The organism is Bacillus sp. BSL6 (assembly GCF_052928345.1).
Genome location: NZ_JAVGCW010000007.1, coordinates 140,920 through 160,481, shown reverse-complemented (window position 1 = coordinate 160,481; position 19,562 = coordinate 140,920). Strand labels below are relative to the sequence as shown.

17 protein-coding genes are annotated in these 19,562 nt (G+C 36.5%); 9 read left to right on the top strand and 8 right to left on the bottom strand.

The window, feature by feature from the left end; genetic code table 11:
• Window positions 1-115 precede the first annotated feature (115 nt).
• Window positions 116-811, bottom strand: a complete 696-nt coding sequence (locus tag RCJ96_RS21685) for an N-acetyltransferase (protein WP_074606175.1) — start codon at window positions 809-811, stop codon at window positions 116-118.
• 14 nt (window positions 812-825) lie between these two features.
• Window positions 826-1,935 (bottom strand): mandelate racemase/muconate lactonizing enzyme family protein, encoded by a 1,110-nt coding sequence (locus RCJ96_RS21680; RefSeq protein ID WP_074606177.1) that lies wholly within the window; start codon window positions 1,933-1,935, stop codon window positions 826-828.
• A gap of 92 nt (window positions 1,936-2,027) precedes the next feature.
• Here RCJ96_RS21680 and RCJ96_RS21675 point away from each other — a divergent pair, with 92 nt between their 5' ends.
• Window positions 2,028-3,299 carry a transcriptional regulator gene (locus RCJ96_RS21675; RefSeq protein ID WP_270795309.1) on the top strand — a complete coding sequence of 424 codons (1,272 nt, stop codon included), beginning with the start codon at window positions 2,028-2,030 and terminating at the stop codon, window positions 3,297-3,299.
• On the opposite strand, the gene nhaC is transcribed toward RCJ96_RS21675, so the two are convergent.
• Complete coding sequence (nhaC, locus tag RCJ96_RS21670) at window positions 3,288-4,709, bottom strand: Na+/H+ antiporter NhaC (protein ID WP_076869045.1); 1,422 nt, start codon at window positions 4,707-4,709, stop codon at window positions 3,288-3,290. The genes RCJ96_RS21675 and nhaC overlap by 12 nt on opposite strands.
• A 293-nt stretch (window positions 4,710-5,002) precedes the next feature.
• Here nhaC and RCJ96_RS21665 point away from each other — a divergent pair, with 293 nt between their 5' ends.
• The 3 genes from RCJ96_RS21665 (at window position 5,003) to RCJ96_RS21655 (ending at window position 7,691) form a co-directional block, all read left to right on the top strand.
• Window positions 5,003-6,118, top strand: coding sequence for a M20 peptidase aminoacylase family protein (locus RCJ96_RS21665; RefSeq protein ID WP_048557692.1), 1,116 nt, complete (start codon window positions 5,003-5,005; stop codon window positions 6,116-6,118).
• A 214-nt stretch (window positions 6,119-6,332) separates the two neighbouring features.
• Window positions 6,333-6,941, top strand: a complete 609-nt coding sequence (locus tag RCJ96_RS21660) for an SAM-dependent methyltransferase (protein ID WP_416504457.1) — start codon at window positions 6,333-6,335, stop codon at window positions 6,939-6,941.
• Between the two features lie 3 nt (window positions 6,942-6,944).
• Complete coding sequence (locus tag RCJ96_RS21655; protein WP_270795306.1) at window positions 6,945-7,691, top strand: hypothetical protein; 747 nt, start codon at window positions 6,945-6,947, stop codon at window positions 7,689-7,691.
• Between the two features lie 53 nt (window positions 7,692-7,744).
• Here RCJ96_RS21655 and ahpF read toward each other — a convergent pair whose 3' ends face one another.
• Window positions 7,745-9,271 (bottom strand): alkyl hydroperoxide reductase subunit F, encoded by a 1,527-nt coding sequence (ahpF, locus tag RCJ96_RS21650; RefSeq protein WP_000599492.1) that lies wholly within the window; start codon window positions 9,269-9,271, stop codon window positions 7,745-7,747.
• Between the two features lie 14 nt (window positions 9,272-9,285).
• The gene (gene ahpC / locus RCJ96_RS21645) at window positions 9,286-9,849 is read right to left on the bottom strand and encodes an alkyl hydroperoxide reductase subunit C (RefSeq protein WP_000924422.1); all 564 of its coding nucleotides are present in this window, start codon (window positions 9,847-9,849) and stop codon (window positions 9,286-9,288) included.
• A 588-nt stretch (window positions 9,850-10,437) separates the two neighbouring features.
• On the opposite strand from ahpC, the gene mtnK reads away from it, so the two are divergent.
• From mtnK to RCJ96_RS21620, 5 genes are all read left to right on the top strand, one after another.
• Window positions 10,438-11,667 carry an S-methyl-5-thioribose kinase gene (mtnK, locus tag RCJ96_RS21640; protein ID WP_074606182.1) on the top strand — a complete coding sequence of 410 codons (1,230 nt, stop codon included), beginning with the start codon at window positions 10,438-10,440 and terminating at the stop codon, window positions 11,665-11,667.
• Between the two features lie 9 nt (window positions 11,668-11,676).
• Window positions 11,677-12,723 carry an S-methyl-5-thioribose-1-phosphate isomerase gene (gene mtnA / locus RCJ96_RS21635; protein WP_074606184.1) on the top strand — a complete coding sequence of 349 codons (1,047 nt, stop codon included), beginning with the start codon at window positions 11,677-11,679 and terminating at the stop codon, window positions 12,721-12,723.
• 54 nt (window positions 12,724-12,777) lie between these two features.
• Window positions 12,778-13,419, top strand: coding sequence for an L-fuculose-phosphate aldolase (locus tag RCJ96_RS21630; RefSeq protein ID WP_000926545.1), 642 nt, complete (start codon window positions 12,778-12,780; stop codon window positions 13,417-13,419).
• Window positions 13,420-13,672: 253 nt separating this feature from the next.
• On the top strand, window positions 13,673-14,260 hold the full coding sequence (locus RCJ96_RS21625; protein WP_000928931.1) for a hypothetical protein: 588 nt from the start codon (window positions 13,673-13,675) through the stop codon (window positions 14,258-14,260).
• Window positions 14,257-16,485, top strand: a complete 2,229-nt coding sequence (locus RCJ96_RS21620) for an S-layer protein (RefSeq protein WP_416504458.1) — start codon at window positions 14,257-14,259, stop codon at window positions 16,483-16,485. Before RCJ96_RS21625 ends, RCJ96_RS21620 begins: the two co-directional genes overlap by 4 nt.
• Before the next feature lie 49 nt (window positions 16,486-16,534).
• Here RCJ96_RS21620 and RCJ96_RS21615 read toward each other — a convergent pair whose 3' ends face one another.
• From RCJ96_RS21615 to RCJ96_RS21605, 3 genes are read right to left on the bottom strand one after another with little or no spacing between them, the layout of a single operon-like run.
• Window positions 16,535-17,542, bottom strand: a complete 1,008-nt coding sequence (locus RCJ96_RS21615) for a FecCD family ABC transporter permease (protein ID WP_416504459.1) — start codon at window positions 17,540-17,542, stop codon at window positions 16,535-16,537.
• Window positions 17,539-18,579 carry a FecCD family ABC transporter permease gene (locus RCJ96_RS21610; protein ID WP_000823046.1) on the bottom strand — a complete coding sequence of 347 codons (1,041 nt, stop codon included), beginning with the start codon at window positions 18,577-18,579 and terminating at the stop codon, window positions 17,539-17,541. Before RCJ96_RS21610 ends, RCJ96_RS21615 begins: the two co-directional genes overlap by 4 nt.
• Before the next feature lie 48 nt (window positions 18,580-18,627).
• Window positions 18,628-19,545 carry an iron-hydroxamate ABC transporter substrate-binding protein gene (locus RCJ96_RS21605; protein ID WP_000732578.1) on the bottom strand — a complete coding sequence of 306 codons (918 nt, stop codon included), beginning with the start codon at window positions 19,543-19,545 and terminating at the stop codon, window positions 18,628-18,630.
• Window positions 19,546-19,562: the final 17 nt, after the last annotated feature.

Below are 19,562 nucleotides of genomic sequence, written 5' to 3'. Positions count from 1 at the left end.
CGCTGATATATTTGGAAAACCGCTGATATATTTGGGGTTGCGGTCGATATGTTCAAGGAAGAGAAAGCAAAAGGAGATGTTACAGCAGACATCTCCTTTTTTTCTGGCGTAGCAATTATCGTCCAAACTTCACAATAAAATCTCCATCTACCTTCTCCATCTCAAACCCACGATACCCTTCCGAAAGCAACGCCTGTTGTCCACCAGCATTGTTCATTGGAACGCTTTTAATATCCGTCCAATCCCTTTCATTGTCCTCACGCAATTCCTTCACAAAAACATACCGCAGACTACCACCATACTTCTCCTTCAGTGCAGCAATTTCCATCCCTTGTGCGAACTTATCTTTTAAACTCGGAATGTTAAAAGGTGCAACGGTGCAGCAAACGTAGTCGTATTTGCTATCTTCTTTTTGTAATTCATCCATGATGACTGTCGCTAATATTTTTTGCATACCATTGCCTCGGCAGTTCGGATGAACATTTGAGATTTCTTGATAGATGACGCGGTGCAGTTCACTTTCTGGTAAGCCAATATCAAGTCCTAAATGTTCATCGTCGATAGGAGGGACGAGTAGGGCACGAAATGCGATGAGTTCGTTTTCGATAAAAGCACCGATCATCATGCCGTTTCCTTCTAGAATGTATTGAAATTCTTCTTGGGAGAGTGGTTGTAGACGACTTTTATCTTCTAGTGCTTCAACTACAACGTTTTGTAATAATAAAATTTGTTCGATGTGCTCTAGTGATAGTAATGTAACGTGAAATAGCTCGTTATTTTGTTTTAATCTGCCCTCGTATAGAACTGTCATGCGTTAGCCCTCCTTTAGCGTACACTGTCTTGAAAGACGGTGAGTTCTTGCAGGATATCCTCATTTATTTCAATGCCGAGTCCTGGCTTTTCGTTTAAGCGAATAAATGGTACGTCGTAATGTAAGTTTCCGATGTCTTTCGTGAACTTTAATGGACCTGTTAGCTCGACGCTCGTAATGATTTTTTTCGAGAAAGCGACATGGAATCCTGCGGAAGAGGCAACGGATGATTCGACCATGGATCCAACTTGGCATTCGATGCCGGCCATTTCTGCTTGGTGAGCGAGTTTTACAGCGGGATATATGCCACCGCATTTCATTAGTTTTATATTTACTTTATCAGCCGCGTCTAATTTAATAATTTGGCGCATTTCACGAGAACCTTTTAATCCTTCATCAATCATAAGCGGAAGGTCTGTTTTCGAACGAATGTGAGCCATTGCGTCAATATCGTCTGCGATAACAGGCTGTTCAATCCAGTCGATGTTTAAATGACCTAATGAACGAAGTGCTGTTAATGTGTTGGCGCTATTTTTCCAACCTTGGTTTACATCAACACGAATCGCAATATCATTTCCTACACGTTCACGTACCGCTTCAATTCTTTTTACATCTTCTTTTACATTTGTACCGACTTTCATTTTGAAAGATTGGTAACCTTTTTGAATCATGGAAGCAGCTTCTTCGGCCATTTCTTCTGGATCTGCGATACTTAATACGTGAGTGATAGGAAATTCTTCATGGTATCGTCCACCAATTAATTGATATACAGGTTGATTTAATTTTTTACCCATTATATCAAAACAAGCAATATCAATAGCAGCCTTCGCTGTTGGAACACCGTAAATTGTATTGTCCATCATATCGTGTATTTTTTCTATATTCATTGGATTTTGCCCGATAAGAGCAGGAGCTAGTGTATGCTTTAAAGTATGGAAAGTACTTTCCCACGATTCGCCTGTAACGTGATCATCAGCGACGCCTTCACCATAACCGATAATGCCTTCGTCTGTTTCCATTTTGACGATAATAGAAGGCATATCAGAATAAGAACCATAACTAATAACAAATGGATCGCGAAGCGGTAAACGAATTGCATAAAGATGAATAGCTTTAATTTTCATTAGGTAGAAACCCCTTCCTGTTTACAATAGTTTTGTACATTTGATATAGTTGACGTTAAATAGTCGTTAATTAATGATAAGGAGTTAGAGAAATGATGATAAAAATTGCAGTTGTCGGTTCAAAAGAGTTTATGGAGACACTTTTACCTATTGCTCATAAACTAGAAGAAATAGAAATTGATCCATATGTTTACCTTCATCCGGCAGAATCTTCTGAACTATTAAAGCGTTTAAAGCCTTGTGATTTCATCTTTTTCTCAGGTGCTTTACCTTATTATATGGCAAAAGAAGTAAGAGAACAATTACGAATTCCAAGTACGTACTTACAGCAAGACGAGACGACTGTCGCATCTTCCATTCTTTCTGTCATGTATCACCAAGGGGTTCAACCACATAAAATTTCAATTGATTTAGTAGACCGTTCATTCATTATAAATGTGTTCCATGATATTGGCATAAAAGAAAGTCCACAAGTGTTTGATTATGAAAATATGCTGTGGAGTAAAGATGAAATAAATAGAGTTATTGATTTTCATGTAGCTAAATATCAATCTGGAGAAGCTCATTTAGCTTTAACTAGTATTCACGCTGTCTATGATGAACTTCAAAAAATAGGTATTCCTTCAGAACGTATGATAGATCCGAAGCAATCCATTATACAAGGGTTAAAAGATGCAAAAATAAAAGCTGAGTTAGCAAGAAGCCATTCAGCTACTGTTGGTGCTTGTATTATTTCTTCTTTAGAATTACGAACGAATTTGCTTGAAAAACTAGATGTCATTTCAAAAGAACTACGTGGTTCATTTAAACAAGTGGATGAAATGACATGCATTTTGTATACAACTCGTGGTGATATCGAATCGATTATTAAAACAAATGCGATAGATAACTTGTTTGCGAGCGTAGAAGGAACGATAGCTATTGGATTTGGTTACGGAAAAACTGTGAAAGAAGCGGAGCAAAATGCTAAAATCGCCCAAGGTTTCGCGAAGAATAATCCAATAGACCACTGTTTTTATATACTAACAAGTGATAAAGAACTATTTGGTCCGTTCCCGAAAGAACAGAGAGTACAAAGTTTGAAGAATGACAATCCGGAACTAATGAAAATAGCGAAGGAAACGAAACTTAGCCCAGCAAATTTATCAAAAATTATTCAATTTAGTCAATCACATCCGTCATTAAAGTTTACAGCAGCAGATCTTTCTGAATACTTACAAGTGACTCGGCGATCAACAGAAAGGTTATTAAAGAAACTAGTTGATTATGGGTATGTTCATATTTGCGGCGAGGAAATGCCTTATCAACAAGGGCGTCCTCGCGCAATATATGAACTGAATTTACCGTTATCTTTAAGCTTCTAATTGAGCGTTTTGTTTTTTTAGTAGTTCCGCTTTTTCAATGTCAGATAGTTTTGTAATTGTGAGACCAGTTATACCGTAAATAATCGAGATAATAGGTACGATGAAATTCAATATAGCATAAGGAGCATATTCGAAAGCACCTACGCCGAGTGTTGCGAGTATAAATACACCGCATGTATTCCAAGGTACAAAAACAGAAGTTAATGTTCCTCCATCTTCTAATGCTCTGGATAAATTTTTAGAATGTAGTCCTTTTTCTGTGTATGCATTCGCGTACATTCTTGAAGGAACAACAATCGAAATATATTGTTCAGAGCAAGTAAGATTTGTTGCAAAGCAAGATGCGATAGTTGAAGCGATAAGACCTTTTGCTGATGTCGCTAATTTTAAAATTTGATTTACAATGGAGCGAAGAATACCTGTATGTTCTAATACTCCTCCGAAAGTCATAGCGACAATTGTCATAGAGACGGTATTCATCATAGAGCTTAAACCACCACGATTAAATAGCTCGTCTACTAGCTTGTTGCCAGTGTCTATGACAAATCCACTTTGGAGTGCAGCGACAGCTGATGAGACAGAACCACCTTGAATAAAGACTTGTGATAAAAATCCTAAAATAATACCTACGAGAATAGCTGGTATAGCAGGAACTTTTTTAGCGACCAATACCATAACGACTACAGGTATGATTAATAGGAAAGGTGAGATAACAAAGTTTTGTTGCAATACTTGTAATGTTTGCTCGATGCTTTTTGCATCGATATTGTTAGCGCCAAAGCTTCTTCCTAAGAAGGCGTAAACGATAAGAGTAATAATTAAACCTGGAATTGTAGTAAATAACATATGACGAATATGTGTGAATAAATCTGTATTTGTTAATCCTGCGGCTAAGTTTGTTGTGTCTGAAAGCGGTGACATTTTATCGCCGAAATAAGAACCGGAAATGATAGCACCGGCAACCATTGGAGCTGGGATTCCCATACTTAGGCCAATACCCATTCCTGCAACACCAATTGTTCCCATTGTAGACCAAGAGCTACCAATAGCTAATGCAACAATAGAACAAATAATTGTAATTGAAACTAAAAATAGTGATGGTGTTAATAGATTTAAACCGTAATAAATCATTGTTGCGACGATTCCACCACCAATCCAGGCACCAATCGTTAAACCTACTAGAATAATGATAACGATAGCGGGTAATGCGAGGCGAATTCCTTTATACATCGCTTCTTCAATGTCGTTCCATTTGTAACCGTAACGCCAAGCGACGATGGAAGCAACGGTTGTACCGATAATAAGTGGGACGTGAGGGCTTTGTTTTAATACAACAATTGTAACCATCATAACTGCAACTGTAATGATAATAGGGATCATGGCTACACCAAAAGGTATTTCTTTTTTCATAAATGTCCTCCTTGTTATGTATGTTTGTTTGTATTTTTAGAATTGTCGTAAAATAGACGTTTATTAGGTTATGATAACTAAAAATATATGTAAGCGTCAACAAAAAAGACAGAAAATAAGTAATATTCTAGTTGTTTGTTTAGTTTGTAATATAGATGTAGAGTAAGCTTTTTTAGTGTTTAAAAATAAATAATTGACTTTTTTCTTAAAATTCAATATGTTCATAAAAACATCTGTTTTTCATAAGTATAATTAACCTGAATGGTTTGGAATTTGGGAAGGAGAATGTAGCTTTGAAAACATTAGAACTACAAGAGCGTTTAACTGAAATTTTTCAGCATTTACATGAAAACCCTGAAGTGAGTTGGAAAGAGTATGAAACGACAGCGTATATTACTAACTTTTTAAAAGAAGAAGGAATTTCATATAAAATATTTGATGATTGCCCAGGGGTGATTGCTGAAATTGGAAGCGGAAATCCTGTTATTGCGATTCGCGCTGATATGGATGCACTTTGGCAAGAAGTGAATGGAGAATTTAAAGCGAATCATTCGTGTGGTCACGATGCTCATATGACGATTGTAATGGGACTTATTTTACAATTAAAGAATATGAGATGGAAAAGTGGTACAGTTAGATTTATTTTTCAGCCAGCAGAAGAGAAAGGGAATGGCGCTTTAAAAATGGTAGAGAAAGGTGCTGTGGATGATGCGGATTTCCTATTCGGTGTTCATTTGCGCCCGATTGAAGAACTATCTTTGAAACAGGCTGCCCCATCAATTCGTCACGGAGCAGCAGGATTTTTAGAGGGTATGATTCACGGAGAAGATGCACATGGAGCACGCCCACATCAAGGGATAAATGCGATTGATGTTATTTCCATGATTAATATCGGTTTGAAAAACATATGGCTACCACCGCAAAGTTCCTATTCAGTAAAGATGACGAGGTGCCAAGCTGGTGGTGATAATTTAAATATTATTCCGGGTAACGGGCATTTTAGCTTAGATGTCAGAGCGGAGAGTAATACATTATTAGAAGAATTGAAGAAAAAAATAGAGCATGTCATAGAATCAGCTGCATCGATGGGATCGAAAACTTCATATGAGTGGATTGATCTCGCGCCAGGAGCTGAAGTTTCAGAAGAAGCTGAGCGGTTTATGCGTAAAGGCATTCTTGAAGTGTATGGGGAAGATAAATGTACGGGACCACTTTATACGACAGGAAGCGATGATTTCCATTACTACACAGTGAAGAGACCACATTTAAAAGCTGTCATGCTTGGATTAGGAGCAGACCTACAACCTGGATTACACCATCCGTATATGAAGTTCGATCATAGTTGTATTATGGATGGGGTAGAAATATTAAAACAAACTGTATTGAAAGTGTTAGAAGACAGGGGCTAGGGAGCTCCTGTTTTTTTGTAGAAATTTGTCGTTAAGTCAATATCCTTTGTCGAAACGTCGATATATTGAAAAAATCGTTGATATATTTGAAATTACGATAGATATATTGAGAAAATCGTCGATATAATTTCACGTACCTATTAATTTGATGAAAAATGAGCATCCAGTACATGGTGTATAATAATAAGTACCATTTCTTAATAGGAGAAAACGAATGAATGAACAATATTACGATGCAGTTTTACATATAAAAACAGTCGGTGAGCAAAAAGGATTTAACAAGTCTATGCATTATCATCGCTATGAACCGACGCCGTATAGCGGGTTAGATGAGTTATTGAATCAATATGAAATACGAAGTAGCGACCGAATTGTAGACTTTGGATGCGGAAAAGGGCGATTAAACTTTTATATGCATCATAAATGTGGTGCTTCAGCGGTTGGAATTGAAATGAATGAAGAGTTTTATAAAGAAGCGATTGATAATCGAGATCGTTATGAACGAAAGGCACGAAACAGTAAGGGGAAAATTCAATTCCAATGTTGTTTAGCGCAGGAATATGAGATTGATCCACGCGATAACCGTTTTTATTTCTTTAATCCATTTTCTGTACAAGTGTTTATGAATGTAGTCAATAACATTTTGCTTTCGGTAGAGGAAATAGAGAGAGAAGTGGATATTATTTTGTATTATCCTTCTGAGGACTATATTTTCTTCTTAGAAAATCAGACTGCGTTTGAGCTGAAGAAAGAAGTTAGATTGCCAGGTGCTTATGAGAAGAATGGAAATGAGAGGTTTTTAGTGTATAGATTGGAGTGTTAATGTATGGGTGCTTGGGGAGTAGCGATATTATCAGACGATATTGCTGAAGATATTAAGTTACTGTATAAGGATTTGTTAGGAAACGATTATTCGAATGAGGAAGCAAGTAGGATTGTAATTGAAGGGTACCAGCATGAACTAGATGATGAAGAGCTGATTGTTTTTTGGTTAATATTTTCTTCCGTGCAATGGAAGTTAGGAAGACTTCAAGAGAATGTTAAACAGGAGGCATTGCAAATAATAGAGAGCGGTGCAGATTTAGCTCGCTGGGAAGAAGAACCTAAATTACAGAAGAAACGTGAAGTAGTTTTAAATAAATTAAGAGAGCAGTTAAATTCTCCTCAGCCAGAAGCGAAAAAAGTACCGAAGAGATTTATAGCTAATACTTCTTTAAAAGCGGGGGATGCTGTTAGTTATGAATTAGTATCAGGGAATTATATTATCCTTAAAGTCATTAAGATTGTTGAGGAATGGCATGGAGATCGATATCCTCTATTTGAAATGTGTGATTGGGAAGGAAAAGAGATTCCTTCAAAAGAAGAAATAGACCAATTAGAATTGAAAATAAAGATTTATGAGGGTGGAAAACCGGAAGTTGTAAAACTTGCTATTTATCCGGCTGGAAAAAGAGACAGCACATTAAAAAGAATCCAAGTAGTGGCAGAGGATGTAAAAGTAGTATTAGATATAGGGCCGCCGTATACAATACTATGTTGGAAGGATTTTGACGACTACGTAAATACATTGTAATAAAAAGAAGCATTACCTAATTGGTAATGCTTCTTTTACTCACGTCTATATAATTAGTTACGGATTAAGTAATCAAATGCACCTAAAGCTGCGTTTGCACCTGAACCCATAGAGATGATGATTTGTTTGTACGGATTATTTGTACAGTCACCTGCAGCAAACACTCCTGGTACGTTTGTAGCGCCGTGCTTGTCTGTTACGATTTCACCGCGAACGCGTTCAACTGTTTCGCCTAACCAGTCTGTGTTTGGCACAAGACCGATTTGTACGAATACACCTTGTAATTCAACGTGATGAACTTCTTCAGTTTCACGATCGATGTAAGAAATACCGTTTACTTTATCAGTACCAGTAATTTCTTTCGTTTGAACGTTTTTCAGAACAGTTACGTTTGGTAAGCTGTTAAGACGTTCTTGTAATACAGCATCAGCTTTTAATTCTGGCATGAATTCAAGAACAGTTACGTGCTTAACAATACCTGCTAAGTCGATAGCTGCTTCAATACCAGAGTTACCTCCACCGATAACTGCTACGTCTTTTCCAGTGAATAATGGACCGTCACAGTGTGGGCAGTATGCTACACCTTTATTTTTGAACTCAGCTTCACCTGGTACGCCAACATTACGCCAGCGAGCACCTGTTGAAACGATTACGCTTTTACTTTTCAGAATAGCGCCGTTTTCAAGTTCCACTTCAATAAGTTCTTTTTTCTCTAAACGTTTCGCACGTTGTAGATTCATTACATCGATGTCGTATTCTTTAACGTGCTCTTCAAGGCTTGCCACTAGCTTAGGACCTTCAGTGCGTTTTACACTGATGAAGTTCTCAATGCCCATAGTATCCATTACTTGACCACCGAAGCGCTCAGCAACGATACCAGTGCGGATTCCTTTACGTGCTGCATAAATTGCTGCACTTGCACCAGCAGGGCCGCCACCAACAACAAGAACATCGTATGGATCTTTATCAGAAAGCTCTGATGCATCTGGACCGTTACCCATTTTAGCTAAAATTTCTTCAAGTGTCATACGACCGCTGCCGAAAGATTCGCCGTTTAGGAAAACTGTTGGTACTGCCATGATGTCTTTGCTTTCTACTTCCTCTTTGAATGCAGCGCCATCAATCATAGTATGTGTAATACCAGAGTTAAGAACGCTCATTACGTTAAGAGCTTGTACAACATCAGGACAGTTATGACAACTTAGGCTGATATAAGATTCAAAATGATATTCGCCTTGAATGTTTTTAATTTGATCGATTAATTTTTGTTCAACTTTTGGAGCGCGTCCACTTACTTGTAGTAAAGCTAACACTAATGAAGTAAATTCGTGTCCTAATGGAATACCAGCGAATACGACACCAGTGTCTTCACCAGGGCGGTTTACGCTAAAGCTTGGTGTTCTCTCTAATTCAACTTTTTCTACTGTAATCTTAGATGACATAGTAGCTAATTCGTCTACTAGAGCTAACATATCTTTAGATACGTCATCGTCTCCTGCGCTTACTTTAAGTAAAATATCGTTCTCCATTAATTGAAGATATTGGGATAGTTGTGTTTTTATATCTGCATCTAGTATCATTTTGATCGAACTCCTTAGATTTTGCCTACAAGGTCAAGGCTTGGTTTAAGTGTAGCAGAACCCTCTTGCCATTTAGCTGGGCAAACTTCACCTGGGTTGTTACGTACGTATTGAGCTGCTTTAATTTTGTTAACAAGAATGCTTGCGTCACGGCCGATACCGTCAGCATTGATTTCCATAGATTGGATAACGCCGTCTGGATCGATGATGAATGTACCGCGAGCAGCAAGACCTTCTTCTTCCATTAAAACGTTGAAGTTTGTAGTGATTGTGCGAGTTGGGTCACCAATCATGATGTACTCGATTTTACCGATAGTTTCTGAGCTATCATGCCATGCTTTGTGAGTGAAGTGAGTGTCTGTAGATACAGAGTATACTTCAACGCCTAACTCTTTAAGAGTTGCATATTGGTTTTGTAAGTCTTCAAGTTCAGTTGGGCAAACGAATGTGAAGTCAGCTGGGTAGAAACAAACTACACTCCATTTTCCTTTTAAACTTTCGTCAGTAACTTGGATAAATTCTCCATTATGGTAAGCATTAGCTTTAAACGGTTTTACTTCTGTGCCGATTAATAACATATTAAAATTCCTCCTAAATGTTGGTTTTGAGCATCAAAAAATAGTGTGCTCATAAAATATATTTTTTAATTAACTATAATAATTCTAATTCGATATTAATTATCATATAGAAGTGGTTATTTTGTCAAGCGAATAAACGAACTTTATATCAATTTAATTAATATTTATTCTCAATTAAGGATAACAGGGAATGGAAAGGTAATTTTAAGTTTATAAATTTTCAATGAGTGCTTGAAAGAGTAGTGTGTATGTTAGAGATATGATGTAAGTATAAATTCTTAGGAAGGAAATATTTCTTAGAAGTTGTCTTTTTGAAAAGGAACTGCGTATTTTTATTTTACAAAGAATTGTGTGATAAATAAAATAAAATGAACTAGAATCTTTTTGAACAATTTTTGTCCTCTCAAATATATAATTAGGAAGCATATTGCAATGATATAGAAACATTGACTCAAGATATTAACAAGATATAATAAAACCTAGATATACATTTCAAAAAGAAGAACATATATTATAGGATGAAAGATTTAATCCTATTATTTTTTATAGCTTTTAGAAAACGCTTACAATTAGTGTGGAGGGGAAACCATGTCTAAGTTCACGAAGTATTTTTTAATGGAAGCTAGCGATGTGATTGTATATGTGAAAGAGAAATTATGTAAGTTTGAACATGCAAAGGGGTTACAGTGTAAAGAAATAGGCGATGGTAATTTAAATTATGTATTCCGCGTTTGGGATGAACAGAAGAACATTTCTGTCATTGTAAAGCAAGCTGGGGATACAGCACGTATTTCAGATGAGTTTAAGTTGTCGACGAATCGTATTCGTATAGAATCAGATGTTTTGCAGTTAGAGGAAGAGTTAGCCCCTGGACTTGTTCCGAAGGTGTATTTGTTTGATAGTGTGATGAATTGTTGCGTAATGGAGGACTTATCGGATCACACAATATTACGTACAGCACTTATAAATCATGAAATATTTCCGAGGCTTGCGGATGATTTAACTACCTTTATGGTAAATACACTCTTATTAACATCGGATGTTGTAATGAATCATAAAGAGAAGAAGGAACTTGTGAAGAATTATATAAATCCTGAGTTATGTGAGATTACAGAAGACCTCGTATACGCTGAGCCATTTACAAATCATAATAAGCGTAATGAGTTATTTCTGTTAAATGAAGGGTGGATTAGAGAACATATTTATAGTGATAAAGAGCTTCGTATAGAAGTAGCTAAACTTAAGTTTTCTTTTATGACGAATGCACAGGCGCTTATTCACGGTGATTTGCATACTGGTTCTGTTTTTGTAAAAAATGATTCCACAAAGGTAATTGATCCTGAGTTTGCTTTTTATGGACCAATGGGCTATGACATTGGGAATGTAATGGCGAATTTAATGTTTGCTTGGGTGAATGCAGATGCGACAATGTCAACTGGAGCCGAGAAAGATACGTATATGGATTGGTTACAATCGACAATAATACAGGTAATTGATTTATTTAAGAAGAAGTTTTTAGACGCTTGGGATATTCATGTGACAGAGATTATGGCGAAGGAAGAAGGCTTTAACGAAATCTATTTACAATCTGTATTAGAGGATACGGCTGCGGTGACGGGACTGGAGTTAATTCGTCGTATTGTTGGGCTAGCGAAAGTAAAAGATATTACTTGCATTGAGAATGAGGAAGCACGTGCTAGAGCGGAACGTATTTGTCTTCAAGTAGCGAAGAAATTTATTTTACGAGCGAATCAATATAAAACAGGTACAAGCTTTGTAGAAACGTTAAAAGAACAGTCAACGCACTACGCGAAGTAAGGGGAGAAGATGATGGAAGAGCAATTAATACCAATCCAGTGGAAAGATGATGCTTTAGTTTTATTAGATCAAACATTATTACCGAATGAGGTTGTCTATGAATCTTTCAAGACAGCTGAAGGTGTGTGGGATGCCATTCAAGTAATGAAAGTAAGAGGTGCGCCAGCGATTGGTGTTTCAGCAGCTTACGGTGTGTATTTAGGGATAAAGGAATTTGTTGAAAGTACGGAAGCTGAATTTATTGATGAAGTAAAAAGGGTATGTGCATATTTGGCCACATCAAGACCGACAGCAGTAAACTTATTTTGGGCACTTGAAAGAATGGAAAGTGTAGCGACAGATCATACTCATCTATCAATCACACAGTTGAAAGATAGATTACTAGAAGAGGCAAAAGAGATTCATAGAGAAGATGAAGAGATTAACCGTCAAATTGGAGAACATGCATTAACGTTATTCCATGATGGAATGGGAGTATTAACACATTGTAATGCGGGTGCGTTAGCGACGACTAAGTATGGTACTGCAACAGCTCCGATGTACTTAGCGAAAGAAAAAGGATGGGACTTAAAAATCTATTCAGATGAGACACGTCCTAGATTACAAGGTTCAACGTTAACAGCATTAGAACTACAGCGAGCAGGAATTGACGTCACTGTCATTACGGATAATATGGCAGCTATGGTTATGTCACAAGGGAAGATTGATGCGGTAATCGTTGGATGCGACCGTGTGGCAGCAAATGGTGATATAGCAAATAAAATTGGAACATTAGGCGTATCTATTTTAGCGAAATACTATAACATTCCGTTTTATGTAGCGGCACCAACGCCGACAATCGACTTAAAAACACCGACAGGAAAAGAAATTCCAATCGAGGAAAGAGATGCTTCTGAAGTAATTAATCGCTTCGGACAATATTCTGCTCCGAAAGAAAGTAAAGTATATAATCCAGCATTTGATGTCACGCCACATGAAAATGTAACAGCGATTATTACGGAAAAAGGCATTGTAAAAGCACCGTTTACGGAAAACTTAAAAAAGCTATTTCAATAAGTGGATAGATCTCAAAAGTCAGTCATCATAAGCTTCATACTTAGGGGGATGTATATGTTATTACAAAAAGAGAGAGAAGAAATTGTAGCGTATGGAAAGAAAATGATTTCTAGCGGTTTAACAAAGGGGACAGGCGGTAATATTAGTATTTTCAATCGGGAGCAAGGTCTTGTTGCCATTAGCCCAAGTGGTTTAGATTATTATGAAACGAAGCCTGAAGATGTAGTTATATTAAACTTAGATGGCGATGTAGTAGAGGGAGAGAGAAAACCATCAAGCGAACTCGATATGCACCTTATTTATTATAGAAAGCGTGAAGATATAAATGCGCTTGTGCATACACATTCTCCTTATGCGAAGACGATTGCATCATTAGGATGGGAACTGCCCGCAGTATCGTATTTAATTGCTTTCGCAGGTCCTAATGTTCGCTGTGCACCGTATGAAACATTTGGTACGAAGCAATTAGCAGAGGCGGCTTTCGAAGGGATGATTGATCGTCGTGCTGTTTTACTTGCGAACCACGGTTTAATTGCAGGTGCAAACCATATAAAAATGGCATTTACCGTTGCAGAAGAAATTGAGTTTTGTGCACAAATTTACTATCAAACGAAAAGCATTGGGGAACCGAAGCTATTGCCAGAAGACGAGATGGAGAATTTGGCGAAGAAGTTTGAAGGATATGGGCAGCAGTAGTTAGCAATGGAGTGTTTTGTCTATTGCGATAGATTCGGAAAAGGATCTATTGCAGTAGATTTTTTTATAAATATTAAATCCTTTTAAGGGAATAATTTAATTTAATGATATAATGAGGTAAATATTGTAACTTTTATTAAGGATAGAGAAGCATAAAATATAAGTAGTTTAGAAAAGTATATACATATTTTGGGGAGAATAACTGATAAAGTGAAGAGAATGAAGGGATGGATAAGGTTTGGGGAATAGTGAAATGTTAATGAATCAATTATTTCAGGGAATACAGTCTACTAATGATAGTTTGGAAGAAAAGATTATTTTACCGAATTTGACTGGCGGATATGATTTGAAAAGCAGAAGCGGAGAAGTGGTCGCGGAGTATCAGCCGTCTCCTGTTGAAGGTGGTGGCGTTATAATGGATGGTCATGGAGAAACAATTGCTCGTGTTCAAGAGAATGCGTATGATGGAACGACCTTTGATTTTGGAGGTGGACATACCGTTTCTTCTAGCCAAAATATGTATGGTGGGGAAACTTTTCATGATAATGTTGAAGGGATAATAGGGTACTCACAGCCTAATAGTTCAGGTGGCTTAACAATGAATACAGCTACGGGAGAAAAATTATATGATATGAACTCGAATCCACTAGGGGAAGGGATGACAATTGATACAAGTCCAGAATTCATATCCCCGAATATAGATATAGATGTGATTGATACTACTCATTTGGACGCTTTAGATGTAGTGAATAGTGTTGTGGATATAACGGATGCGGGTTCTATTTTGTCTACGTCTGTAGATGGATTAGATATTTTAGATTTGTTGGGGAATCTGTTTTGAGTTATATAAAAGAAAAAGAGCAAGCTGATAATCCAGTAGAGCTGTATTTAGAAACCAAAAAACAATTATATGAGCAACTTACTCATAATGTAGCAGAAGAAATTGAATCTTTTGTCGAGAGAGTAGGAGAGGCACTTTTCCAAAAAATTCATGAAAGTATTGAAAAACGGAATAAAATGCTAGAAGAAGAAGTCTTTAAGCCCTTACAAAATCCAGATAATAAAGAAATGTATTCACAATATATTACCCGTTTTTTTCAATTAACTCAGGTGGGCGAAATTAGAGATGAGCTGAAGGGGATACTAAGTTTTCCATATTTAGGGAAAGTGTATTATGAATTTCTTGAAGAAATATCAAAAAATCAACATGGACATTTATTTAAAAAATTATATTTTACAGGTAATGTTTTTGAGGGGTTAAAGAAAAGAATGAACCTTTCAATGGATACCACGATTAAAAACTTTCAAAATTACTATGAGGCATATGGTCAATATACAGAATTATTAAGAGATATACAAAGTAGGCTTCCAGGGAAAAAATTTGTGCAGCTTGTATCACAAATAATGGCATCGTTAATTATGGGGTTTGGAGGCTCCTTCTTAGTTAAAGGACTTGCAAAATTATTAGACCCAGATGCTTTAAAAATAGTAAACGCGCAAGAGAATGTACGACAAATGTGGGATAAATATAATGAACAGTTGAAGGTGGATCTGGAACAATTAAAAACCCATTATAAGTATGTTCAATTGAGTTTATATGGAGGCGCATTTGTAACTGTTAATAAGCAGCTGAAAAAGAGTGGCATAGAATTTCAAAAGTTATATTTGCAAGATAACGTTTATAAATTGCAATTAATTAAAGGTGAGCAAGGACAGGTAGTAACATGGGCAATAGAAACGATTTCTCATATACAATCTTTATTACAGAAAAAAGAAATTGACAAAGCAGTCCAAGTATCTAACCAGTTTTATCAACACGTTAGCAAGTATCCAATTATGGAACGAACAATTATAAAGAATGGGAAAAGTATTAAATATTATGCGAACTTATTAAAATTTGCAGCGCTTATGTGCAAATCGTTAGAACTATACGAAAAAGAAAAGGATACTTTTATCACCTTTACTGCAGAGTTATTTAAACAATTACCGATGGTAGTTCATGATCATGATCTTAGGAATTTAGGTTTGATGACAAAGACTGAGTTTACAATGAAATTTTTGCATCATGGTTTGAAAGAGAATCAAAAATTAAATCTGATTTTGGACTATGAAATGCGTATGGTTAAACGAAAAGATGAGCATGATTTATATCCTGGTGAAGAATTAAAAGAGTTTAGCTCTTCTCAATACCTTGCTATTTTACTTGCTCGATTTATGAAATCGAAGCGTCAGAAAGTAAATTCTTTTTACCGAATATCACAAAATCAAGAGGTACCATTCGCTGTTATGATTAGTTTGAAAAGATTGTATAAAAAGACACAGGGATGGGATTCTTTCTATAAATATTTACTCGCTTGTACAACTAATGAAAGACTTTCAAAGACCTTCAATAAGGTGAAAGGTGTACTACAGGTTATAAAAAAAGATAAAAGAATCTATATTCCACTTGGCATGGTTATATTGATGCTATTTGGTATAAGTGGAATGTACTTGATGAAAGAGGACAATAACAGTGCTTGGCATGGAGAGAAAATAGTATGGCGTAGTAATGGAGAGAAGAGTTCTTCTCAAGAAAATACTACTCTTGCAAAAGAATCGGATGCAGATAAGTCAATTCCATCAATATCGGTGAATGATAGCGCTGGTTCTTCTTATAATTTTAAAGTTAAAACAAAGCAAGAACTAAAACAGGTTCTAGAAACAGCTTTAATTGACGGGAATTTAGGACCATTTGGATTGAATGTGATTGGACAAGAACAATCTGCAGTGAAACAAGAATTTGGTACACCTGATGCTTTACAGGAAGCAAAGTGTACAGCTTGTGATGCAGCTAATACTGTTACTTATGGTGATTATAACCTGGATATGTTTCCTTCAAAAGTTAAAAAAATTTGGTTACATATGAATATTCCTGTAAATGAGTTAAAGAGTTGGTTAGGTGAGCCGTATGGAATAGAAGAAGGGATAGATAGTGATGCCCTTGTATACCGCAAGGAGGGCTACGCTATCTATTTCAGTGTCGCTGATGGTTTTGTAAAACGCGTTGATATGTATAAAAGTGAATAAAATGCTGGAGATAAAAATACCCTCAAGATTTCATTCTTGAGGGTGTTTTTTACGCCTTCTTAAGCAACAAATACATAAAGTAAGGAGCACCAATTAAAGCGACAACAATACCTGCTGGGATACCGTTAGGTTCAACGATATTTCGTCCGATTGTGTCTGCTAATAGTAATAGCCATCCGCCGATTAAAAGGGCGATAGGCATGAAGATTTGATGCCTTGGACCTACTAAAGATTTCGCGATATGAGGAGCCATCAGTCCGATAAAGCTAATTCCTCCTGTTACAGAAACAGCGGCAGCAGCAAGTGCAACGGCTGCAACTAATAAATATCTACGCTCTTTTTCAATTTCAATTCCAACGCCAATTGCGACTGGTTCGTTTAATGCTAAAATGTTTAATCGATTTGCTTTATAGAAAACAAATGGAATTAATACGATTAACCATGGGAGCATTGCGAAAATGAAGATCCAATCGTCTCCCCAAATGTTTCCTGCAATCCATTTTGAAATAAAGTCTACTTTCATACGATCTGCGGATGAAATAAGGACAATCATCGTTCCAGATAGTGCAAATGCAAAACCGATACCAGTTAATGTTAATCGTACCGGCTGAAGTCCACTTGATTTACTATATGAAAATACGTAAATTAGAACAGCTGTTAGAAATGCTCCGATAAATCCAACGACAGGTAGTAAGTAAAGAAATGAACCTACATCTATTGGAAAGTATAAAAAGAAAATAGCAACAGCAACACCGGCCCCAGAGTTGATACCGAGAATACCAGGTTCAGCTAAATCATTTCGGGTAATTCCTTGCAGAATAGCTCCTGATAAAGCGAGAGCCATACCAGCTAATAATGTAATGATAATTCTAGGTAGTCTTAAAGAGTATAAAACAAACTCCTCTTTAAAAGTTCCTTGGCCCATTAATGTTGGGAGCAGTCGATCATAAGATAAAGATGCTGAACCGAGCCCCATTCCAATTACAATGGTTGTAATGGTTAGTATAAGTAAAGCGAGTATGATAAGACGTTGTTTTTTGAGAATAGATGGTATCATGAGAACGTTTTTCCTCCTTTACGTACAATGAATAGGAAGAATGGTAACCCTACAATTGCGACAATAGCGGCAACTGGTGTTTCGTACGGAGCATTAATCGTACGTCCGATTGTATCTGCAAGTAGCATAAAGGAAGCACCAGCAATTGCTGACATCGGTATAACAAATCGGTAATCTGGCCCGACAATTGGGCGTACCATGTGAGGTACCATTAAACCGATAAATGCCATATTTCCGACAAGTGCTACAGACGCACCTGCAAGTAAGATAATAATGATAAATAGAATGGTTTTAATAACAATAATTTTTTGACCGAGTCCAATAGCTACTTCTTCACTGAAACTAAGAACTGTCAGTTTTTTTGCTAGTAAGATAGCGATAAAGATACTAATTGAAATGACTGGAATAATAACTTTCAATTGGCTCCAAGTAGTTCCAATTACGCCTCCAGCAGTCCAAAGTGATACATCTTGTGAAATTTTGAAGTAAATGCCGACCCCTTCTGAAATTGCAAGTAGAAATGCTGAAACGGCAGCACCAGCTAATACAATTCGAAGAGGGGAGAGACCGCCTTTTTTCACCATACCAATTCCAAATACCATAATTGCACCAACGGCAGCACCGATAAAACAAGCTAATGTTAAGTAAAGATAGCTTATGGAAGGGTTGAAAGCAAGTGTTAGTGCAAGCGCAGCATTTGCTCCACCAGATAGCCCGAGTAATCCAGGATCTGCAAGTGGATTTCGTGTTAATCCTTGCATAATTGCTCCAGAAACAGCAAGTCCAGCTCCTACAAAAATAGCAGCAACTTCACGTGGCAAACGTATTTCGCGAATAATAGATATTTTGTCCCCTTTAGCGGAGGAAGTGAGTGCTAACCATACGTCTTTTATTGAAGTATCTGCAGCACCTAATACCATTGCCACCATAAAAATAAGAAAGAATGCAATTATGCTTAAAATTAATTTGTATGTAAAAGCTATAGAACGTGTATTATCATGTTCTTTTGTCATTCGTTTCACATCTTTTCTTTTCATAGAATAAAGGAAGAGGAATTCTTAATTTAAGAATTCCTCATGTTTGTATTATTTACCAAGAAAGCTCTTCTTGAAGAAGTCTAGTTGGAAATCTAATGTAAGTGGATCATTGAAATAGAATTCCATCATGTTTGCTTCGTATACGCGATTATTTTTTACTGCTGGGATGTTTTTATATGATTCTGTCTCTTGGAATGAGTTATCAGTATCTTTGTTTTTACTTACGATTAAGTAATCACCAGCAAACTCAGGTAATACCTCAGTAGATAATGCGTAGTAACCTTCTTTTAATGCTTTTTCTTTTACTTTTTCAGGCATTTTTAATTTCATTTCTTGGTACAGAATTTCTGTTCCGCGGCCCCAGTTCTCGCCGTATACATAAAGCTGTTTGTTGAAGTTTTCTACAACAGAAACTGTAGCATCTTCACCGATTTTTGCTTTAATTTCTTTACCAGCTTCTTGTGCACGTTTCTTGAAGTCATCAACCCAAGTTTTTGCTTCTTTTTCTTTGTTTAATAACTTACCAATTTCTAAATGCTGTGTTAAGTAATCAACTTTTCCGTAAGTGTATGTTACAGTAGGAGCGATTTTCTTTAACTTATCAACATTTTTAATATTTGATAAACCGATGATTAAATCTGGATTAAGTTCAGCGATTTTTTCAACATTTTCATCTGATACTTCAGCAACGTCTTTAAGTTTGCTATCAAAACGTGGGTTTTGTTTAGACCATGAATCTACCCCAACAAGGTTTACACCTAATGACATTACGTTACCAGCGAATGATGATAAAACAACAACGCGTTTTGGATTTGCAGGAACTTCTACTTTACCATTTTCAGATTGGTATGTAATGGTTTCTGATTTACTACCTTTTGCATCATTCTTTTTGTCTGTAGAGCCATTGCTACAAGCGCTCATAACAAGGACGAAAAGAACTGTTAGTGAAATAAATAACTTTTTCATCGTCTGTCTCCTTTAAA